Annotated in this window: 17 protein-coding genes; 14 read left to right on the top strand and 3 right to left on the bottom strand. The window is 34.8% G+C overall.

What is annotated here, in order from left to right:
* The first annotated feature begins 136 nt into the window (after positions 1-136).
* The 10 genes from DWB61_RS05115 (at position 137) to DWB61_RS05070 (ending at position 8,528) form a co-directional block, all read left to right on the top strand.
* Positions 137-1,375, top strand: a complete 1,239-nt coding sequence (locus tag DWB61_RS05115; protein ID WP_125029811.1) for a mechanosensitive ion channel family protein — start codon at positions 137-139, stop codon at positions 1,373-1,375.
* Between the two features lie 68 nt (positions 1,376-1,443).
* Positions 1,444-1,860, top strand: coding sequence for a TM2 domain-containing protein (locus DWB61_RS05110; protein ID WP_125029810.1), 417 nt, complete (start codon positions 1,444-1,446; stop codon positions 1,858-1,860).
* Positions 1,861-1,955: 95 nt separating this feature from the next.
* Entirely contained in the window at positions 1,956-2,669 is a 714-nt protein-coding gene (locus tag DWB61_RS05105) for a hypothetical protein (protein WP_125029809.1), read from the top strand.
* Complete coding sequence (gene yidD / locus DWB61_RS05100) at positions 2,641-3,135, top strand: membrane protein insertion efficiency factor YidD (RefSeq protein WP_125029808.1); 495 nt, start codon at positions 2,641-2,643, stop codon at positions 3,133-3,135. Before DWB61_RS05105 ends, yidD begins: the two co-directional genes overlap by 29 nt.
* Entirely contained in the window at positions 3,132-3,977 is an 846-nt protein-coding gene (locus tag DWB61_RS05095; protein WP_125029807.1) for a tetratricopeptide repeat protein, read from the top strand. Before yidD ends, DWB61_RS05095 begins: the two co-directional genes overlap by 4 nt.
* On the top strand, positions 3,916-4,788 hold the full coding sequence (locus DWB61_RS05090) for a tetratricopeptide repeat protein (RefSeq protein WP_158614372.1): 873 nt from the start codon (positions 3,916-3,918) through the stop codon (positions 4,786-4,788). Before DWB61_RS05095 ends, DWB61_RS05090 begins: the two co-directional genes overlap by 62 nt.
* A gap of 49 nt (positions 4,789-4,837) precedes the next feature.
* Positions 4,838-5,131, top strand: a complete 294-nt coding sequence (locus tag DWB61_RS05085; protein WP_125029805.1) for a PQ-loop domain-containing transporter — start codon at positions 4,838-4,840, stop codon at positions 5,129-5,131.
* A gap of 32 nt (positions 5,132-5,163) precedes the next feature.
* Positions 5,164-5,718 (top strand): chalcone isomerase family protein, encoded by a 555-nt coding sequence (locus DWB61_RS05080; RefSeq protein WP_125029804.1) that lies wholly within the window; start codon positions 5,164-5,166, stop codon positions 5,716-5,718.
* A gap of 226 nt (positions 5,719-5,944) precedes the next feature.
* Positions 5,945-7,024: a 3-oxoacyl-ACP synthase III family protein gene (locus DWB61_RS05075; RefSeq protein ID WP_125029803.1), complete on the top strand. Its 1,080-nt coding sequence runs from the start codon at positions 5,945-5,947 to the stop codon at positions 7,022-7,024.
* Between the two features lie 187 nt (positions 7,025-7,211).
* Positions 7,212-8,528 carry a 4Fe-4S dicluster domain-containing protein gene (locus tag DWB61_RS05070; RefSeq protein ID WP_158614371.1) on the top strand — a complete coding sequence of 439 codons (1,317 nt, stop codon included), beginning with the start codon at positions 7,212-7,214 and terminating at the stop codon, positions 8,526-8,528.
* Positions 8,529-8,660: 132 nt separating this feature from the next.
* Here the strand turns inward: DWB61_RS05070 and DWB61_RS05065 are convergent, their stop codons facing one another.
* The gene (locus DWB61_RS05065) at positions 8,661-10,109 is read right to left on the bottom strand and encodes a sodium:solute symporter (RefSeq protein WP_125029801.1); all 1,449 of its coding nucleotides are present in this window, start codon (positions 10,107-10,109) and stop codon (positions 8,661-8,663) included.
* Between the two features lie 163 nt (positions 10,110-10,272).
* On the opposite strand from DWB61_RS05065, the gene recR reads away from it, so the two are divergent.
* The 4 genes from recR (at position 10,273) to DWB61_RS05045 (ending at position 16,235) form a co-directional block, all read left to right on the top strand.
* Positions 10,273-10,893 carry a recombination mediator RecR gene (gene recR / locus DWB61_RS05060; RefSeq protein WP_125029800.1) on the top strand — a complete coding sequence of 207 codons (621 nt, stop codon included), beginning with the start codon at positions 10,273-10,275 and terminating at the stop codon, positions 10,891-10,893.
* 213 nt (positions 10,894-11,106) lie between these two features.
* Positions 11,107-12,414 (top strand): dihydrolipoamide acetyltransferase family protein, encoded by a 1,308-nt coding sequence (locus DWB61_RS05055; RefSeq protein ID WP_125029799.1) that lies wholly within the window; start codon positions 11,107-11,109, stop codon positions 12,412-12,414.
* Between the two features lie 323 nt (positions 12,415-12,737).
* A complete protein-coding gene (locus DWB61_RS05050) occupies positions 12,738-15,662 on the top strand; it encodes a PD40 domain-containing protein (RefSeq protein ID WP_125029798.1) in 2,925 nt (974 codons plus the stop codon).
* A gap of 39 nt (positions 15,663-15,701) precedes the next feature.
* Positions 15,702-16,235: a GNAT family N-acetyltransferase gene (locus tag DWB61_RS05045; protein WP_125029797.1), complete on the top strand. Its 534-nt coding sequence runs from the start codon at positions 15,702-15,704 to the stop codon at positions 16,233-16,235.
* Between the two features lie 78 nt (positions 16,236-16,313).
* Here the strand turns inward: DWB61_RS05045 and DWB61_RS05040 are convergent, their stop codons facing one another.
* Together DWB61_RS05040 and DWB61_RS05035 are read right to left on the bottom strand one after the other, a co-directional pair.
* Positions 16,314-16,520: an RNA-binding S4 domain-containing protein gene (locus tag DWB61_RS05040; RefSeq protein ID WP_156190182.1), complete on the bottom strand. Its 207-nt coding sequence runs from the start codon at positions 16,518-16,520 to the stop codon at positions 16,314-16,316.
* Positions 16,521-16,579: 59 nt separating this feature from the next.
* Positions 16,580-17,812 carry a nucleoside recognition domain-containing protein gene (locus DWB61_RS05035; RefSeq protein ID WP_125029796.1) on the bottom strand — a complete coding sequence of 411 codons (1,233 nt, stop codon included), beginning with the start codon at positions 17,810-17,812 and terminating at the stop codon, positions 16,580-16,582.

Below are 17,812 nucleotides of genomic sequence, written 5' to 3'. Positions count from 1 at the left end.
TAAAATATTCTCTTTAGAGGAATTCCTTTCAAGTTTCTTTTTAATAAAGCGATTCAATATATTTGTTCATATATTAATCGCAACTGGACATACTATCAATTGCATTCAAAACATCCTCATTCATAGATAAGTAAACATGAAAGAACTACTTGGATCCCATTTAAGAGATTGGCTAATCAATCAAGGTATTGCTGAAAACTTTGCAATTATTCTACAATCAGCAATTGCTGTTGTTGTCGTTTTGATCCTAGCCTGGCTTTCCGATATCATTTCTAGAAAAGTTTTGATTACCATCATTACTAAACTCGTACGAAAAACCAAAACGCATTGGGACGATATTCTGTTGGAAAGAAAAGTTTTTAATAAATTATCCCATTTTGCTCCAGCCATCATTATCAATTTTAGTGCTGGTTTGATTTATCATGAACCTACAGGGCAGTTTATTCAACAAGCCACTCAGATTTACATGATTATCTTAGCTTTAATGCTTATAGACTCATTCCTTAGTGCGGCTAATGATATATACAACACACTAACCGTTAGCAAAACCCGCCCCATAAAAGGTTACATCCAGATTGTCAAGATCTTTTTCTACGTAATGGGATGTATTTCTATCATAGGAATCTTAATTGATAAAACGCCAACTGTAGTTCTAGGCACAATGGGTGCTTTCGCTGCTGTTCTTATTTTGGTATTTAAGGATACTATATTAGGCTTTGTTGCTTCCATTCAACTCTCAGCCAACAAGATGGTGAGTATTGGCGATTGGATTAGTATGCCATCGAAAAATGCAGATGGAACCGTTATCGATATCAGTTTAAATACGGTGAAAGTTCAAAACTGGGATAAAACGATTAGTACTATACCGACCTATGCTCTTGTATCAGAATCATTCAACAACTGGAAAGGGATGGAAGAATCAGGTGGGAGAAGAATTAAACGTCATCTGAATATCGACGTAAAATCTATTCATTTTTTGTCTGACCAGGAAATTGAGATGGCCGAGAAAGTGAAACTAATCACCAGCTATATTCAAGAAAAGAAAGAAGAGATCAAGCAAGCCAATCCTGAAAATGAAATTCCTGTAAATCAAAAACGCTTAACTAATATTGGAACATTCAGAAAGTATATTGAAGCCTACTTAGAAAATCATCCCAAAATTCATAATGATATGACTTTCCTGGTCCGTCAACTTCAGCCTTCAGAAAAAGGACTTCCAATTGAGATTTATGTTTTCTCTAATGATCAGGAATGGGCCAATTATGAAGCTATACAAGCTGATATATTTGATCACATTTTGGCTATTGTTCCTGAGTTTAATCTTAGAGTATTCCAGAATCCTACTGGTGATGATTTTAACAGACTTATTCAATAATTAAGTATAAAGCCTATTAAATAGATTTATTTTCTTAATTTAGGTTTGAACATATAAATTATAATTAAATGAAAAAGTTTTTATTCGTAGTTGCATTTATTTGCACAATGTTTACATTTTCGAATGTAGAGGCATCTAACTACCAAATCAACGATGCAAAGATTGATGTATTGTTTGAAAAAGCTTCAACAACCATCATGATGAATTTAACTGACATGTCTTCAAACTTGATGACATCTACAGCAAACTTAAATTCTAGTTTGAAGGCTAAAGATCCTTTATTAGCGATCGTATTAGATTTCTTTTTAGGGGGATTAGGGATCCACCGTTTTTATCTTGGAACTAAGGTTATGACTGGAGTTGGGTACATCTTAACTTGTGGTGGTATTTTCGGACTAGTCCCATTAGTCGATTTTATTGTTCTTATAATAAATTACGATGACATCAGTCAATTTGTAGACAATCCAAAATTCTTTATGTGGTAATACCTTAAAGTGTTATTTTATGATTGCTGTTATAAATCCATATCATCTTTGTGATTTATAGCAGCAATTTCATTAAAAAAATCAAATAATTTAACATGTTGCTTATTCGATTATCATTTTTCCTTTGTATCCTATTCCCTACTGTTTTGTTTGCTCAAAAGAACTCAAACTATATCAGTTTCAGTATGGATAATCAATCATATAAAAAAGGCTTACTGAGCAAAGCTCATGCTGATTTTTTCTACGATAAAGAACAAGGCATACTCGTCTCGTCATACAGTTCTCCCACAGAATTCATAAAAGTAAGCAACAGAAAAGGAGAAATAAAACTTTATATTCCCAAAACGAATACAGTTACTTTCACACAAGATATTACCCTATCGAGTGAGAACGAATTAATCTATTATTTTTCCAGCAACCAACAACAAGATTTAGGCTTGGAAAGAGAGGGTTTTACTATGATAGATTCAAGACTAGATGAAAAGTACCTGATCTTTGTTTGGGAAGCTCCTCAAGAAATGAATGCCGTTAAGAAGGTTGAGGTCGTTTACGAAGGTGATAATCCTATATATGCAGCCTATTTTAACTCCGAAGGCGACATCTTAAAAAAGATTTATTACTACGATTACTTCTCAACAACCTATTTTCAAATGCCAACTAAGGTGACAGAAATAAGTTATACTCCAGAAAAAGATTCCATTGTTCAACGCACAATATATTCAAATATTAAAGTCTCTAATACGCCTTCGTCATCCTATTTCAACTTTAAAGTTCCAGACAATGCAAAAGTTAATAAATCAGATTTATAAGCTGACATTCACCTTTAGCTTCATACTCTGTTTATGCATCTTAACACAGGCACAAAGCAAAGAATCAAGCAATATTCAACTTATCCTCAAGACAAAAACGAATACACTTAACACCAAGAAGCCTAGTCGAGAGTATATCTATAAGAACGAAAAAAGTTGGTTAAAAAAATATAACCCTATCAGTTTAGGTTTTGGATCTCTACTATACCTTTATCAAAATGTTCTATCTCAGCAATTTTCTGCAGATTGTCTTTATCATCCAACTTGCTCAGACTTTAGTAAAGATGCTATCAGAGAATATGGTTTAGTAAAAGGAATCTTCCTTAGCTCTGACAGAATTTGTAGATGCAATAGAATTGCCGCAACCAGTATTAACTATTTTAAGTTCGATCAAAAAAGCCATCATGCTCATGATAGTGTTAGCTATTATAGAATCAAACCGATAATCAATCTTGAGTCAAAGTGAAAAAAATAATAATTTTAGTCCTTTTCTGTGCATTATCACTTAATCTATTGGGCCAGTACTCCATAAAACAACGATTGGAGTTTGCGCATCATCTCATTAAATCAAATGACTTCGATGAAGCTCTGCTTGAACTCAACCTTCTCGATAAAAAAACCAATAGCGATAGTTTACACTACCTTAAGGGATGGAGTCTATATTCTCTTAAACAACTGGAAAGTTCTGCTCAGAGTCTTCAAAAGGTTAAACCAGAATCTTCATTTTATCACAAAAGTCAGTTTTTTGCAGCCTATAATTATGCACATACCCAAAACTATAATGATGCCAAACAAGTACTCTTGCAGATTGAATTGAATCAAAAATTGGTGCAATTAAAAAACTTTGAAATCTCAGGAATCGCTTTATTAGAAAGGGATTTAAATACATATGAAACAAGTCGTCTAAAAACAACGGATATTCTTCCGTCTCTACAATCCGAAGTTGTCAACCTTAATAAATTACATGCTTCAATAAAGAATAGAAAACCGAAAAAAATGTGGCTAGCTGGTTTAATGTCAGCTGTTGTTCCAGGTTCAGGTAAAATATATGCTGGCAAAACGGGAGAAGGAATTGCATCTATGCTGATGGTTACTTCTACTGGATTAGTAACATGGGAAAATCATAGGAAACTAGGCATCAAAAATTTTAAAACAATCCTATTTGGATCGATATTCACCATATTTTATGTAGGCAATATTTATGGATCAGTGTTTTCTGTAAAAATATCAAACGAAGAGTTTAATCATGAAATGGATCAAAAAATATTATTTAATATTCATATTCCTTTGCGCAATATCTTCAACTAGTAAAGGGCAAAATGATAGCGTATTATTGAAAGCAGACAGCTTATTTTCTATTGGAAAATATAAGTTTGCTGCTATCGAGTACGAGCGTTTCTTATACTTCTCAGCAGAGGAACAAGATTTACTTAGGACCCTATATAAAAAAGCACAATGCTATAAACAACTTTCTGATTTTACGAAATCATGCAAAACACTTGAGAGAATAAATCTGTTTAGAGAAAGCATTGAGAACTACACCAATGTTAAAAAAGAGTTGAGCCTTTCGTATTATCTGGACAATAAGCTTCAGAAGGCTCAAATGCAAATAACTCAACTTAGGCATAAACTCAAAAATAAGAACCTCCCTAATGAAACACTTCTGATTGAAATCTTCATTTTAAATGAAATGAAACAGTGGGCAAAAGCTCAGGAAAGGGCAAAAGAATATATTAGCAATCAGGCTTCATTAAAAGACAAATTTACTGTTATCACTAAGCAAATTGATTCCTTATATTCTAAAAAGAATTTACCCAAGTTAAAATCAGTTGAGAAAGCAGAAAACCTATCTCGATTCATCCCTGGTGCCGGGCAGATATACTGTGGGAAAATTACTGAAGGTTCATTTACCTTTCTATTCAATGGGGCCTTTCTTGCTTTGGGAGCTCAACAGATACTAACGAAGTTTTATTTTACAGGTTATACTGCTGGATTTGGTGTCTTGCACAAAACCTATACGGGTAATATGTCAAGAACCAGACATCTTGCTACTAAAACAAATCATTACAGGCATAACAGTTTTAATGAGTCGATAATTAAGTATATGCTGAGTTTATAAATAGAATATTTGTATTATTGTTAGTTGAACAAGAAAAGACGAAACAATTATGCACAAATTTTTCAAAAAAATAAGTTTCTTCAAATCATTGGGTTGGTTTGGAAATATTATACTCAGTATTGGTGTTATTCCCCAAGTGATTCAAACATGGGAAACCAAAGATGTAAGCAGTTTCAATTGGTCTTTTCTTTTGATGTGGGCCTTTGGCGTACTATTTACTTTTATATACATACTCGAAGGAGATCTGAAATCAGGTAAACGACAATACCCTCTTTGGCTCAATTATTTGGTTAATATTGTTGCAACCTTTTACTTATGCTATGCTAAAATTCTCTATAGCTAAGATTATTCTTTACAAACTTCAAATCTATCAGAATGAAAAAATTACTTATTCCTATAATTCTGGCTTTTTTCAGTTTAAATGCCATGTCACAAAACAAAACTGAGGTATTTCCTAAAAATCTAAAAATCGAGAATCAAGAACTTCATCTGAAAGGAACTGGTACACGAGTTAAGTTGTGGATGGACATGTACACACTCGGTCTATTTGTTTCAAACACCAAGCAAGATGCAGACCTTGTTGTTTCAAATAACGAAACGGCTGTGATTCGCCTAAGTATTATTTCGGGACTTATTACTGCCGAAAAGATGGATAAAGCCATTCGCGAAGGATTTGAAAAATCGACACAAGGTAATCCCGAGGCTATTCAAAACGAAATTGAGGCATTCCTAAATGTGTTTAAGCAAGGTGTTGAAAAAGAAGATCTTTTTCAATTTACGTATCAGCCTGAAGCTGGGACAAGCATTTCGAAAAATGGAGAGCAACTGACCCATATTAAAGGCTTAGCCTTTAAAAAAGCACTTTGGAGTATTTGGTTAGGCAAAAATCCTGTCGATAAAAAATTAAAAGCACAGCTGTTTAAAAATTAATAATAGCTTAATAAATTAAGGCGCGATCAATCCCCCGATTGCGCTTTTTTAATGCCAAATAAAACCATATTTATAAATAAATTTCTAACTTAGTCGCAACTACTAAAACAGAATACACTTAAAAACAAGTGTAGATTCATACTCTCATCTAACTGACTTTAAGGAAAATTCCCTTAAAGTTTTTTCATGCGCCCTACTTTATTTTATTATTTAAAAAAAATTGAAGATGAGCACATATTCAAAAATCGTTGGATCAGGAAGCTATATTCCTGAAATTGAAGTTAAAAATGAAGATTTCCTAAAAAATATATTTTACAATACTGATGGCAGTCACAATGGTGAAACGACGCCTGAAGTTCTTGAAAAATTCTACAATATCACAGGTATTCAGGAAAGACGCTATGCTCGCGAAGATCAGAAAGCTTCAGATTTAGCATTTATTGCTGCAAGCAGAGCTCTCGAATCTTCAGGAATCGATAAAGAAAGCCTGGATTATATTTTAGTCGCTCATAATTTTGGTGACGTTTCAGCCAATACTGTTGCACCTCAATTGATGCCGAGTTTAGCGGCTCGCGTCAAGCATTTACTCAAAATAGAAAACCCTAAAACTGTCGCTTACGACATTCTTTTTGGATGTCCTGGTTGGGTCCAAGCAATGATTCAGGCTAACTATTTTATCAAATCAGGCGATGCAAAAAGAGTAATGATTATTGGTTCTGAAACACTCTCTAGAGTATGCGACCCGCATGATAGAGATAGTATGATTTATTCTGATGGAGCTGGTGCGACAATTCTCGAAGCTGTTGAAAGCGAGAATGAAACAGGAATTATCGCCCATTCTGTTCGTACTGATACTTTAAACGAAGCCTATTTCTTATGGTCAGGTGCATCACATAACCCTGATTTCCAAAATAGAGATCGTGATTTCTATATCAAAATGCATGGGCATAAAATCTATGAATATGTGATTTCAAACGTTCCACAACTGGTAAAAGAATGTATAGAAAAAGCAGGATTGGGATTAAAAGATATCAAGAAAGTTCTGATTCATCAAGCCAATGAAAAAATGGACGAAGCTATTGCTAAGCGTCTATTTCGACTATATGGCGAAAGACAAGTCCCCGATGATATTATGCCAATGATCATCAAAAAAATGGGGAATAATTCGGTGGCAACCGTCCCTATTTTGTACGATATGATTACCAAAGGAGAACTCGAAGGTCACCATTTCACAAAAGGTGATCATGTGGTATTTGCATCAGTGGGTGCAGGTATGAGTATCAATGCATTCGTTTATCAATTTTAGAATTAAAATATCTATATACAAAGAAAGCCTCACTTAAAATGAGGCTTTCTTTGATTCATTCTAAACTCGATATCAAAACAATCCAAAAGCCTAATTTACCTATCTTGACAACGTATTATAAATAAAATAACACCATTACCCCTCATCATAAATGGATACGCTTTTCAATCTTTCAACACTATTTTGCTTGATTAGTTCATTGGCTTTTATAGTCATCTTTCTATACAGCACGTATATCTTTTATATAGAAAATGAGAAAAGAGCAGCATTCAGAGCCCTTATTATCGGTTTGCTACTTCCTATACCTTATTTCATCGCTTGGTATTATAACTACAACATCTTGGCATTAGTTCTATTTGCTGATTTAATAATTACAGGACTCTTGTTTATTTATCCTTTTAAAACACCACAAACAATTTGTGACGAAACCCCTTTGACTAAGATTGATGAAAGAAACGTGATGTTTTCACGAAATGAATTAATTGTAGGAAGCGAAAATTATAAGAACTATTACACTAAATACCCTGAGAAAGAAGAACTCGACAATATATTCAGAAAGGAAGCAGGACTATGTTCTGATAAATCACTATTCAATCACACATTTGCTTTTGCAGCGGCACATGCCAGCTTTTTTGCAGTTGGACAATTTAAGAAAGCTGTTGATGGTCAGGTTAATTCAAATCGTAAAGAAACTGATCCAAAAAAAATGAGTCCTTTCCTAAAAGCCTGGGGTAAGAAACTAGGTGCATTAGACATTGGATTCTGTGAACTTAAGGATTACCATTTGTATTCCCACAAGGGACGTGGAGACGAATATGGAAATGAAATTCAAAACACGCACAGCCATGCCATCGCTTTTACAGTAGAGATGACTGAAGAAATGGTGAAAGCAGCCCCAAAATCGTCTATTGTGATGGAATCGGCACAACAGTATCTCGATTCGGGACGAATAGCCATTCAAATAGCTGAATTCCTACATCACTTAGGTTACTCAGCCCGTGCACATATCGATGGAAATTATCAAGTTATTTGCCCCTTAGTTGCCCGTGATGCTGGTTTAGGAGAAATTGGACGAATGGGATTATTAATGACACCCAAACAAGGTCCCAGAGTTCGCTTAGGCGTTATCACAACCGAATTCCCATTAACAACTAAAGATCGGAAGAAGTTGAACTATATGCTAGATTTCTGCTTGCGCTGTAAAAAATGTGCCGAAGTCTGCCCTAGTAAATCCATTTCATCAGACAATCCTAAAAAGGTTGATGGCGTTAAAAGATGGCAAATTAATTCAGAATCCTGTTTTACCTATTGGTGCAAAGCCGGAACAGACTGTGGACGTTGTATGGCAACTTGTCCCTACTCACATCCTGATAATTTACTTCACAATGCCATTCGATTTGGAATTAAATACTCGCCTCTTTTTAGACAAATAGCCGCACCCTTAGATGATTTCTTTTATGGACGCAAACCTAAATCAAAGAAACTTCCTAAATGGATGAATTGATGCAGTGATGTGGTGATGTGGTGATGTGGTGATGTGGTGATGTGGTGATGTGGAAAATAAAAAAAACATAAAACATCGCGCCTTTATCCTTTATCCTTTATCCTTTATCCTTTATCCTTTATCCTTTATCCTTTATCCTTCAACCTTATTCCTCCTGATTACTAGCAAACCAATAAAAGTTAAAAGCCCGTTAAGCATCAGTAGTTCAAAACCTAATTTGAATCCAAACCAATCCACTGAGTTCTGAGCGAATATATAACACAAAACTGGTGCTACGATAGTCACTAATGGTACCCATTTATCTTTAACTTGAATAGTTGTGAATAAACCAAAAGCATACAAACCCAACAAAGGTCCATAGGTATATCCAGCAACGGTGAATATGGCTGAAATAACCGAATCGTCGTTTATAGCTCGGAAGATAAGAATAACGTCAAGCAGGATAAGTGAGAATAATAGATGCGAACGAAAACGTAGTTTTTTAGTTCTTACTTCATCATTCTCATCAGCATTCAGTATATCAACCGTGAAAGATGTTGTAAGTGAGGTAAGAGCAGAATCCGCGCTAGAATAAGCTGAAGCCATCAAACCAATAAGAAAGAAAAGTCCCACAACCGGGCCAAGATGCTGAGTGGCTAGGATAGGAAACAAGTCGTCGCCACGTTCAGGAATAGCAATACCCTGATGCTGCGCAAACATTAAGAGCAAAACCCCAAGCATCAGAAACAGAAGGTTGGCTGGGATAAAAGCAAAGCCATACCAATACATATTTTTCTTAGCCTCACCCAAATTCTTACAACTTAAGTTCTTTTGCATCATATCCTGGTCAAGACCCGTCATCACTATAGTGATAAAAGCTCCTGTGAAAAATTGTTTGAGAAAGTGCTGCTTACTGCCCCAATCCTTAAACTCAAATACCTTCCCATAATCACTATCACTTATAGCAGTCATAGCACTTGATAGGTTCAAATCGAGCTTATCCATAATCAGATAAATACTAATCCCAACTGAAAGCAACATAAATAAGGTTTGCAAACTATCCGTCCAAATAATCGTCTTGATACCTCCTTTGAAGGTATAAAGCCATATCAACAATATTGTGATCAAAACTGTAAGTGCAAAAGGGACACCCCAGGCTTCAAACACCGTTATTTGAAGCACATTTGCCATCAGAAACAAACGAAATGAAGCACCAATTGTTCTAGAAAGTAAAAATAATGAAGCACCCGTTTTATAGGAAACAATACCGAATCGACCTTTCAAATAGGTATAAATCGATGTCAAGTTCAATTGATAATATAAGGGAAGTAGAATATTAGCTACAACAATATAACCTAGCATATACCCCAAAACCATCTGCATGTAGGAGAATTCGGTAGACTTAACCCAACCCGGAACAGAAATAAAGGTTACTCCAGAAAGTGAAGCTCCAATCATACCAAAAGCCACCACATACCAAGGAGACTGTTTGTTTCCCAAAAAAAAGGCTTTATTATCGGCTTTTCGACTTGTGAAGTATGAAATACAGAGTAGAAGTGAAAAATAAGCAACAACTACAAATATGATATTTACTGGAGACATAGAGATCTTTTAAAAGTAAGTTTCAAAAATAGAAATTATTATCATCATAACCCCATCAGCTTATTTCATAAATAAGTCTCCGATAAAATAATGCGAAAAATACTTACATTTGGGCTAAGAATACGAACTAATCCTTTTGAATACTTCGACTAGATACTCAAACATGAATTACGATAACTTCCCATCCAAACTATTAGAAAATGCCGTTTCTGAATTCTCAAAACTACCGGGAATAGGAAGGAAAACTGCGCTTCGATTGGTTTTGCATCTTCTTAACCAAAATAAGGACGAAGTTCGAAAGTTTGGGAATACCATTATACAGCTGCGCGAAGAAGTTAAGCATTGTAAATCTTGTTTCAATATCTCGGATAACGATATTTGCGACATTTGTGCCAGTCCTAAGCGAGATAACACCACCATTTGTGTGGTTGAAAGTATACGGGATGTCATGTCGATTGAAAGAACGCAACAATACAATGGTATCTACCATGTTTTAGGTGGTATTATTTCTCCAATGGATGGGATTGGACCTAGTGATTTACGTATACAACCGCTGATTGAGAAAGCTCAAGCAGAAGATTTAACCGAAATCATCTTAGCTCTTAGCACAACAATGGAAGGGGATACAACAAACTTCTATCTTTACAAGAAATTAAAACCCCATCAAGTTCCTATAACAACTATTGCTCGTGGTGTTTCTATTGGCGATGAGTTGGAATATACCGATGAGATCACACTAGGACGTTCTCTTCTAAACAGAGTGCCCTTTGATAAAAGTTTATAAATGTCAATTTCTTGATTCTTCGAGCTTAAGGATATCCAAAACATAAAGCTTATCTTCAAGGAAGTAATCAGATTTTTATGATATAGAGAAAACTAATTAGACATTAAAAAAAGGTGATCGATTTTACTAATAAGACATACTTGTCTTTTACTCTTTTTTAATTAAATTTGTATTCTATTTAGACTAAATAAGCAAACACTAAACAAAATCAATATGGCAAAATACGAAATCTTTCTTCCAGCAATGGGTGAAGGTATCATTGAAGCAACAATTACAAAGCTACTAAAGAAAGAAGGCGATTCTGTTGAAGAGGAAGATTCGATTATGGAAATTGCAACTGATAAAGTTGACTCTGAAATTCCTGCACCTATAAGTGGTATTATTGCAAAAATTTTATTTGAAGAAGGCGATGTTCCTAAAGTTGGTGATCTCGTTGCGATAGTTACAACTGATGGCGAAAACATTGACGATGCAGATGCATCTCAAAAAAAAGAAGAAGCTCCTATTGAAAGGAAAGAACCTCAATTTACACTTATAACTGAGGCCCCTGAAAAGAGTGATGCTATGAAAACCAAAACGGAAAATGGCAATTTCATTTCACCACTTGTTCGCACAATTGCTAAGTCTGAAAATATCACAAATGAAGAACTGAACACTCTTGTTGGTTCTGGTGAATCGAATCGAATTACGAAGAAGGATATTCTACAATATATCGAAGACCGCAAGACGACAAAAGTAATAGAACCTGCAGTTGTTTCATCAACTCCTGCTCCACAAATAAGTCCTCCTGCTCACAACTCTTACACAGGACAAAACGTTGAAATTATCGAAATGGATCGAATGAGGAAATTGATTTCTAATCATATGACCAATTCTCTTCAAGTCTCAGCTCACGTGACTTCTTTTATTGATGTTGATGTGACTCCAATTGTACAATGGAGAGATAAGGTGAAAAATAATTTCTTAAAAAAGCATAATCAGAAATTAACTTACACACCAATCTTTGTTGAAGCCGTTACTAAGGCTATTCAAGACTATCCCCTAATTAATGTTTCGGTTGATGGGGATAGAATCATTCGTAAGAATTTTGTTAACATTGGGATGGCTACAGCTTTGCCTAATGGTAACTTAATTGTTCCTGTAATAAAAGATGCTAACGAGAAGAACCTAATTGGTTTAAGTAAATCGGTCAACGATCTTGCAAACCGAGCTCGAATGAACCAATTAAAACCAGATGATATTCAAGGAAGTACTTTCACAATCACAAATCTAGGAGCATTCGGAAGTACGACGGGTACACCAATCATCAATCAACCTGAAGTTGCAATTTTAGCAGTTGGTGCAATCAAAAAGAAGCCAGCTGTTATTGAAACGCCTCTAGGTGATACAATCGGAATTAGACACATCATGGTTCTTTCATTATCATACGATCATCGTGTCGTAGATGGAGGTCTTGGTGGCATGTTTTTGAAAAGAGTAGCTGAAAATCTTGAGAATTTTGATACGACTCAATTACTTTAATAATTTATTAGAGATCTAAAAGTCTTACACAGAACATAAAAACACCTATTAAAAGAAAACGCAGATCTTGATTTCTGCGTTTTTTTTATGCAAAAAAATCAAAGTTTTTTATATCTTGCATTGTTCAGTGGCAATATGAGATGTCACAACGTATGTACGTCTTTTATTTAATAAAATTAGACTATTGAAGTTCTGAGAGTTTTAAAGGGTTTGTTCCAAATAGCCTTCGAAATCCTCAAGCCTGTTGCTAGTCTTTGATTCATTAAATAAAATACCATTCTCTCATTTTATATGATAACTCATTGTCTATAATATTTAAACATATGCTAAAGTTGAATTCTGGAATTCACAAAAAAACATCCACTCAACTTTTAAGAACCTTTTTGTTCTTTATAATTATAGCAATTGGTGTCAATACTAGTTTCGCTAGTAATTCACTCTCTACCACTGACAAAACAAGTAAACGTAAAAAAACAAAAATGGCAACCATGTATTTTGCCAACAAAAACTACGGCGAAGCTGCACCTGTTTTATACGACTTATTACTGCTTGATAGAAAAAATGCTGATCTCAATAATATGTTGGGTGTTTGCTATTTTAATCTTGAATCTGAAAAGGAAAAATCAACTGAATACCTTGAAAAAGCAATTCGATATACCAAATCTAAAAACAACATTCCGCTTGCCTACTATTATAATTTGGGTAAATCTTATCATATCAATTACCAATTTAGCAAGGCGATTAGAACCTACAACAATCTTCTAAACCTGGTTCCTCGAGGAGACGTGGAGTATATTACTGAAATTGAACGTGAAATTGAAATTTGCAGAAATGCCATTCAACTAACTGAAAATCCTGTCAATATAACAGTTGAAAACTTAGGGAACTCAATTAATACTGAATATGCCGAACATAGTCCAGGTGTCACTGCTGACGAAACAACCATGGTTTTCACATCAAGGCGTAATGGTACAGGGAGCAAAGTTGATAAGGATGGACAATTCTTCGAAGACATTTATATCTCTCAACAGGTTAATGGTGTTTGGTCAGAACCTAAAGGCATTAGTATTCTGAATACTAAAGATCACGATGCTTCAATATCCATTTCAGCTGACGGACAAGAAATATACGTCTACAAGGCTGGTTATTACAACAATAATGAATCGAATGGTGGAGATATTTATGTGAGTAAACTGAATGGTGAAAATTGGACAAGGCCACAGAAATTACATTCTGATATCAACTCTCCTAGCAAGGAAAGTCATATTTCAATTTCATCTGATGGAAGAACCATCTATTTCTCTAGTGATCGCCCAGGTGGTTATGGAAAGATGGATATCTATAGCGTTAAAAAGCTTCCTAATGGGAAATGGGGACCCGCACAAAACCTTGGTCCAAATATCAATACCATTTACGATGACGAAGCTCCTTTTATCCATCACGATGGAATAAATCTATACTTTAGTTCAAAGGGGCATAAAACTATGGGTGGCTTCGATGTATTCAAATCTACATTTGAAAATGGGCGCTGGACGAAACCTGTAAATGTTGGGTTTCCGATAAACTCAACTAAAGAGGATATTTACTATACACCTACTCCTGATGGAAAAAGAGCCTATATGGCTTCATATAGAAAAGGTTCTTATGGAAGAGCTGATATTTTTAGAATTCAAACTCCCGACGCTGATAATACCGGTTTATTTGTACTTAAGGGAAAACTGATCAATACTAAAGGTGAACCTGTAGGAAATGCTAGAATCAAACTAAGTCTTGATAATAAAACCATTGGTTTATATCGTCCTAATACCGCATCAGGCAAATTTCTATTTATTATAGATGCTGGGAAGCAATACAATTTGGAAATTCGTGCCGAAGGCTATAGACCTATGAGTACAGTCATGAATGTACCAGCCGAATACGCCAATAAGGAAAACCATAGCGTCATCACACTTTTACCTCTTGCACTTCATCGTGAAGATGAGGAAGACTACCCTGCTGATATGGATCTTATCGACTATGAAGCAAGTAAAATTAGTCTTGAAAAAGAAGCCATCACGCCCGAAATTGATAATAAGCTAGAAGATCCTGAACTTAAAGATCCTCTAAAAGTAGTTCCTCCAATTGAGGAACCCGTTGAAGAGAAAAAAATTAAAGAAACTAAACCTGAAGTTATTATCAAAAAAGATATACCTGTTATAGTTCCAGTAGCTAAAACGCCTAATGCTCAGGTAAAGTTAGAGAAACAAAATATTGATTCTATACCTTCGCTGGAACCTCTGTTTTTCACGATTGAACTAAATACATCTGACACAAGCATTCTAGCAAAACTTAAAGAGATACCAGGTATCGAAGAAGTTAAGAATCCTGAAAACAATTTATCCTATATCCAAGGAAGATTTGAGAATTACAAAGATGCTGTAAAAGCAAAAGAGTTGTTTGAAAAGAAAGGATTGAAGAAGGTGAAAATTCGTATGATCCAGCATAATACAATTATTAAGGAACTGGAAAAAGAAGCAAATTATTACACAATCCAGATTCTAGCTCTTCAAATCCCAATGGATCCTGAGATGTTTAACTATCTGGATAATGTTAAGATATTCCAAAGTAGTGATGGTTTCAGTAGATATACTTATAAGAAGTTCAGATCTTTTACAGCTGCCAATCAGGAGTTAAACAGATTAATTCGTATTGGATACTGGGACTCGTTTATCAGAACAGTTATCAATGGTGAGCTAATTTATCCTGAAATGAAATTTTCGACAAGCACGGCTTATACCATTCAGTTGATGTCACTTAAGGAGGTTAGACCTGTATCTTACTTTAAGAATCTTAAAGGTGTTAATGTTTATAGAGATTCTGAAAACATTTACAGATATACTTATAAGATCTTCCCAACAAAATCTGAAGCTCAATTGGCTCTGGGTGAGGTTCTGAAAAAGAGCTATTGGGATGCCTATGTTCGTAAAGCGTATTGGGGTGAGGAAGTTCTTTTCGCGAATTACAACACTAGAAAGTCGAATAAGTATACCATTCAAATTATGGCTTTGAATCATCCTAAATCATTGAATTATTTCAATAATTTACCAGCAGATAGGCTAAATATGAATAAGGGGAAAGATGGATTATCGAGATATACTTTTGAAGCTTTTGAAGATAAGAAGGATGAGAAAACCTTTCTAAATATTGCTTTCAAAAAAGGTTATTACGATGCCTTTACACGAACTATTAAGTGGTATAATAAGAACTAATTCTCAACTTGAATAATCAATAGTCTTTCAATCGATTATATGCAAATTTTAGAAAACAATTCAATCCGCCTAAGAGCGTTAGAACCTGAGGATTTAAAACTACTTTATCAGTGGGAGAATAATTCAGATATCTGGGAGATTAGTCATTGCCAAAAGCCTTTTTCTCTATTTGTATTAAAGCAATATCTGGAAAATTCACATCAGGATATTTATGAAAGTAAGCAGCTGAGGTTGGTTATTGAATTGAAAGAAAAAAATGAAGCAATTGGCTTAATCGATTTATTCGATTTCGATCCTTTTCACAATAGAGTTGGAATTGGTGTTCTTCTTCACAATAAGATGCATCGCCAAAAAGGTTTTGCAAGTGAAGCACTTGAAACATTAATCAAGTATTGTTTTAAAAGCTTACAGATACATCAAGTCTATTGCAATATAACAACATGTAATCAAGCAAGTATCGATTTATTTTGTTCTAAGAACTTCGAAATTACTGGAACGAAAAAACAATGGATTAAAAGTCAAGATGGCTGGAAAGATGAGCATCTACTTCAATTGATTAATCCAAAACTTTAAAAGAAACACAAAGTCTATATACAAGAAAAGTCCAGCAATGCTGGACTTTTTTTTAGGCTATATTTTAATCAAAACTGATTATTCAACAATAATCACTTCATCGAAAATTTCAATTTTATCTCCTGGTCGAATTTTAGCACGTTTACGATACTCAACTTCACCATTACGAATAACCTGGCCATCTTCTACAAATATCTTAGCTTGCGCCCCACTCTCACTAATACTCAATGCTTTTATCAGCTTTATTAGCTCAATATATTCCGTATCGATTTTAAAATTAATCATAGCTTATGGGTAAATTTCATTTATAAAAATTGAGAGGCAAAGGTATTCTTTTCCGAAGACTAATAAAAGAATAAATAAGAAATACCTATTGCTGCTATAATTCCTGCCAAATCGGCAATTAAACCACATGTAATAGCGTATCGCGTATTCTTGATACCTACAGCTCCAAAGTAAACCGCAATAATATAAAAGGTTGTATCAGTAGCTCCTTGCAAAACAGAAGTCATACGTCCTACGAAGCTATCAGCTCCATATTGAGTCATGGCATCAACCATCATACCTCGCGCTCCAGAACCGCTTAAAGGTTTCATGAGGGCAGTGGGTAAAGCAGGAATAAATTCACCATTAACACCCAGCATAATACAAAGCTTCTCAACAGCTTGAATAAACATATCCATGGCTCCTGAAGCCCTAAAAACACCAATGGCGACCAATATGGCTATGAGGTAAGGAATAATCTTTACGGCAATATTAAAACCATCTTTAGCCCCTTCGATAAAGCTTTCATAAACATTAACTTTACGAATGAAAGCCAGTAAAATAAAGGCCACAATTACAGAGAAGAGAAAAACATTACTTACAACTCTAGAGATTAAAGCAATTTGTTCTTTTTCGATACTAGAAAAGTACACGATGACTGCAATAATAAAAGCAGTCATACCACCCAAATAAAACAATACAACTTTATCCCACAGCTTTATCTTCTGCATTACCGAGACGGCAATTAATCCAGTAATGGTAGAAAAATAAGTTGCCAATAATATTGGTATAAATATATCTGAAGGATTCACAGCTCCCAATTGAGCTCGGTAAACCATAATGGATATTGGGATAATAGTCAAGCCCGAAGTATTCAAAACCAGGAACATAATCTGCGCATTCGAAGCACGATCTTTAACTGGATTCACCTCTTGCATCTGAGTCATGGCCTTTAAACCCATGGGTGTGGCCGCATTATCCAGACCTAACATATTAGCTGCTAAATTCATCATGATCGAACCATGAGCTGGATGATCGTTAGGTAATTCTGGGAATAAGCGATTAAAAAATGGACCAATCAAACGAGAGAAAACTCTAATAATTCCTCCCCGTTCTCCAATTTTCATGATACCCAACCATAGTGTTAGTACGCCAGTTAAACCCAGTGAGATATCAAAACCAGTTTTGGCCATATCGAAAGTTGAATTAATCATAGCTGGAAAAACTTCCATATCTCCAAAGAAAATCAACTTGATTAAACCGACAACAAAAGCCAGTACGAAAAAGAAAACCCAGATATAGTTTAATGCCAT

It is taken from the genome of Ancylomarina euxina, assembly GCF_003863355.1.
In the GTDB taxonomy this organism is placed as follows: domain Bacteria; phylum Bacteroidota; class Bacteroidia; order Bacteroidales; family Marinifilaceae; genus Ancylomarina; species Ancylomarina euxinus.
Note: the sequence above shows the minus strand (reverse complement) of the source record. Positions and strands in the feature narration are given on the sequence as shown.

What these genes read in the sequence shown, in the direction of transcription:
- DWB61_RS05115 (WP_125029811.1), top strand. Translation starts at nt 137, where the DNA reads ATGAAAGAACTACTTGGATCCCATTTAAGAGATTGGCTAATCAATCAA.
- DWB61_RS05110 (WP_125029810.1), top strand. Translation starts at nt 1,444, where the DNA reads ATGAAAAAGTTTTTATTCGTAGTTGCATTTATTTGCACAATGTTTACA.
- DWB61_RS05105 (WP_125029809.1), top strand. Translation starts at nt 1,956, where the DNA reads ATGTTGCTTATTCGATTATCATTTTTCCTTTGTATCCTATTCCCTACT.
- yidD (WP_125029808.1), top strand. Translation starts at nt 2,641, where the DNA reads ATGCAAAAGTTAATAAATCAGATTTATAAGCTGACATTCACCTTTAGC.
- DWB61_RS05090 (WP_158614372.1), top strand. Translation starts at nt 3,916, where the DNA reads ATGAAATGGATCAAAAAATATTATTTAATATTCATATTCCTTTGCGCA.
- DWB61_RS05085 (WP_125029805.1), top strand. Translation starts at nt 4,838, where the DNA reads ATGCACAAATTTTTCAAAAAAATAAGTTTCTTCAAATCATTGGGTTGG.
- DWB61_RS05080 (WP_125029804.1), top strand. Translation starts at nt 5,164, where the DNA reads ATGAAAAAATTACTTATTCCTATAATTCTGGCTTTTTTCAGTTTAAAT.
- DWB61_RS05075 (WP_125029803.1), top strand. Translation starts at nt 5,945, where the DNA reads ATGAGCACATATTCAAAAATCGTTGGATCAGGAAGCTATATTCCTGAA.
- DWB61_RS05065 (WP_125029801.1), bottom strand. Translation starts at nt 10,109, where the DNA reads ATGTCTCCAGTAAATATCATATTTGTAGTTGTTGCTTATTTTTCACTT.
- recR (WP_125029800.1), top strand. Translation starts at nt 10,273, where the DNA reads ATGAATTACGATAACTTCCCATCCAAACTATTAGAAAATGCCGTTTCT.
- DWB61_RS05055 (WP_125029799.1), top strand. Translation starts at nt 11,107, where the DNA reads ATGGCAAAATACGAAATCTTTCTTCCAGCAATGGGTGAAGGTATCATT.
- DWB61_RS05050 (WP_125029798.1), top strand. Translation starts at nt 12,738, where the DNA reads ATGCTAAAGTTGAATTCTGGAATTCACAAAAAAACATCCACTCAACTT.
- DWB61_RS05045 (WP_125029797.1), top strand. Translation starts at nt 15,702, where the DNA reads ATGCAAATTTTAGAAAACAATTCAATCCGCCTAAGAGCGTTAGAACCT.
- DWB61_RS05040 (WP_156190182.1), bottom strand. Translation starts at nt 16,520, where the DNA reads ATGATTAATTTTAAAATCGATACGGAATATATTGAGCTAATAAAGCTG.
- DWB61_RS05035 (WP_125029796.1), bottom strand. Translation starts at nt 17,812, where the DNA reads ATGGCATTAAACTATATCTGGGTTTTCTTTTTCGTACTGGCTTTTGTT.